This window comes from Mesorhizobium sp. M7A.F.Ca.US.006.04.2.1, assembly GCF_004022915.1.
In the GTDB taxonomy this organism is placed as follows: Bacteria; Pseudomonadota; Alphaproteobacteria; order Rhizobiales; family Rhizobiaceae; genus Mesorhizobium; species Mesorhizobium ciceri.
Map to the genome: position 1 here is coordinate 1 of NZ_RZQA01000912.1, position 2,397 is coordinate 2,397.

4 protein-coding genes are annotated in these 2,397 nt (G+C 61.9%); 1 reads left to right on the forward strand and 3 read right to left on the reverse strand.

What is annotated here, in order from left to right; all coding sequences use genetic code 11:
- Positions 1-1,068 (forward strand): site-specific integrase (locus tag EN925_RS32070; protein ID WP_245487382.1); only part of this gene is annotated, 1,068 nt, incomplete at its 5' end.
- A 23-nt stretch (positions 1,069-1,091) separates the two neighbouring features.
- Here the strand turns inward: EN925_RS32070 and EN925_RS32075 are convergent.
- From EN925_RS32075 to repC, 3 genes are all read right to left on the reverse strand, one after another.
- Positions 1,092-1,610 carry an RES family NAD+ phosphorylase gene (locus tag EN925_RS32075; RefSeq protein ID WP_127369047.1) on the reverse strand — a complete coding sequence of 173 codons (519 nt, stop codon included), beginning with the start codon at positions 1,608-1,610 and terminating at the stop codon, positions 1,092-1,094.
- Entirely contained in the window at positions 1,607-1,996 is a 390-nt protein-coding gene (locus tag EN925_RS32080; RefSeq protein WP_127369048.1) for an MbcA/ParS/Xre antitoxin family protein, read from the reverse strand. The genes EN925_RS32075 and EN925_RS32080 overlap by 4 nt, the downstream gene beginning before the upstream one ends.
- 194 nt (positions 1,997-2,190) lie before the next feature.
- On the reverse strand, positions 2,191-2,397 hold a 207-nt coding region (gene repC, locus EN925_RS32085; RefSeq protein ID WP_245487384.1), incomplete at its 5' end, for a replication initiation protein RepC.

Below are 2,397 nucleotides of genomic sequence, written 5' to 3' on the forward strand. Positions count from 1 at the left end.
GCCGACGACTTGCCTGATATTGTCGATATCGTCATGGAAATGGCGCAGGCACCCTGCGAGCCGCAAAACGCCCCTCCCCTGCCGGCGCACCTGGAAGGGCTCGCCGAGCGCGCGCGCGATTACGTCGAGGCAGCAAGCTCGGCGAACACCCGGCGCGCCTACGCCGCCGATTGGAAGCATTTTTGCGCCTGGGCGCGCCGCCAGCATCTCGATGTGTTGCCGCCCGACCCGCAGGTCGTTGGCCTTTACATCACGGCCTGCGCGTCCGGTAAGGTGACGGGCGACAAGAAGCCGAACGCCGTCTCGACCATCGAGCGACGTCTCTCCTCGATCACCTGGAATTTTTCTCAGCGTGGCCAGCCATTGGACAGGAAGGACCGGCATATCGCCACTGTGCTGGCCGGCATTCGCAACACCCACGCCTCCCCTCCCCGGCAAAAGGAAGCCATTCTGACTGAAGACCTGATTGCCATGCTCGAGACCCTTGACCGTGGAACGTTGCGCGGCCTGCGCGACCGCGCCATGCTCCTGTTGGGTTTCGCCGGCGGCCTGCGGCGTTCTGAAATCGTTGGCCTGGACGTTGCCAGGGACCAAACCCAGGACGGCCGCGGCTGGATCGAGGTTTTGGACAAAGGCGTTCTCGTCGCATTGCGCGGAAAGACCGGCTGGCGCGAGGTCGAGATCGGCCGTGGCTCGTCCGATGCCACATGCCCGGTTGTGGCGGTGCAAACCTGGCTGAAACTGGCGAGGGTCGGCCATGGGCCGTTGTTTCGACGCGTCACCGGAAACGGCAAAGCAGTTGCAGCCGAGCGGCTCAACGACCAGGAAGTGGCGCGGCTGGTCAAACGCACCGCCCTCGCAGCCGGGGTTCGTGGCGACCTGTCCGAAGGCGATCGTGCAGAGAAATTTTCCGGTCATTCCTTGCGCGCCGGTCTTGCCTCATCGGCTGAGGTCGACGAGCGTTACGTTCAAAAGCAGCTTGGCCATACGTCGGCCGAAATGACCCGCCGCTACCAGCGGCGCAGGGACCGGTTTCGCGTCAATCTCACCAGGGCCAGTGGACTGTAGGCCCCCTCCCCTGGCGGATCGGTCTATCGCCAAGACAGCTGATCCCTCGGCAGCCGACCACTGGGGTCGAATACAGCCACCTTGTGCGGTAGACCCGGGCCCCAGTCCCAAAGGACCAGGTTACGATCCTCCATCTCGGCGCTCGGCGCGAAACTTGGGACCACGATGCCGGCAATATTTCGAGGTCGCAAGCGGTCGTAGATGGACCAGGACGCTGGGCGCTCTCCGTCGCTGAGCGCCGTCGCCCAGGCGCAGGCCATCTCTTCGAGCGCGATAGAAAATTCTCCCCTGCCCTCGTCTGTTGTCAGATCAACGATGTCATCGCAGTCGATCTCATAGGAACACAGCACGCACGGATCGATCCGGTGCGCGAACCCCTGGTTGGCTTCCTTGACCGCTGTCATGATGGTCAGCGCCAAATAGAGCGCCGGCACGCCTTTGGGATTAAATCGCGCACCTCTGATCGCCGCTCCTTCGCCGGAAGTCGGCTTGAATGCCCAACGTGGATCATGTGCGCGGTAGCAGGTTCCGACGAACCTCACGCAAACCCGCCAACGGCCATGTGATCGAGATAATCACGGACCGCTGCTGCCTTGCCGTCCTTCACCAGCGCCTCAGCGGTGCGTCCCCCAAATGCCGGAAGCGGCTGAGCCCGATACCAGGCCATCGCCTGCTCCTTGCCACCCGCCCAATCCGTCACCCGGCTGATGATCTCGAGCATTTCTCGCAGACGCCCCTGGGTCTTTCCCGTGGCGCTACGCTCTGACCGATAAAGCGTCTCGCGCGCAAGACCTGCAGTCTGGGCCAACTGGCCTTTGGACATGCCAAAACCGTCCGCGACCTGCCCAATCGCAATCTTCCCATTCCGGTCCATGTAGGACAAGATGAGAGGTCCATTCTGCTCGGCTATCTTGAGTGCCTGGCCCATGGTGTTCATCCTACCATATCGGGAGTCATATTTCGTGTGCAAAAGATATGGCACTTGTAGACTGTTTTCAAGAACGAACCCGTTCAGTGGCCGCGCCGCAAACCCCGCCGACAGGTGGGAATGTGCCAGGCCACCTCAACAGCACCGGTCACATCCTTACGCCGCTGCCCCGCGATATCTTGCCTTGCCCACGCTCATCCGGTCATCCGTGCTGACGCGCCATTGTCTTTCAGCGCCGCCATGAGCATAGGTCCAACAGAAAACTCACCCGCTTTTGCCTTTTCGGTCAGCACGCGCAGATAACCGCCAGCCGAGTTGATATGCTGCGCTCTTTGCAGAATGCAGGCGATCACGATTGCGGCAACTTCCTGGCCCATCACATGGCAAGCCTCCTCATAGGC

What these genes read in the sequence shown, in the direction of transcription:
- EN925_RS32080 (WP_127369048.1), bottom strand. Translation starts at nt 1,996, where the DNA reads ATGGGCCAGGCACTCAAGATAGCCGAGCAGAATGGACCTCTCATCTTG.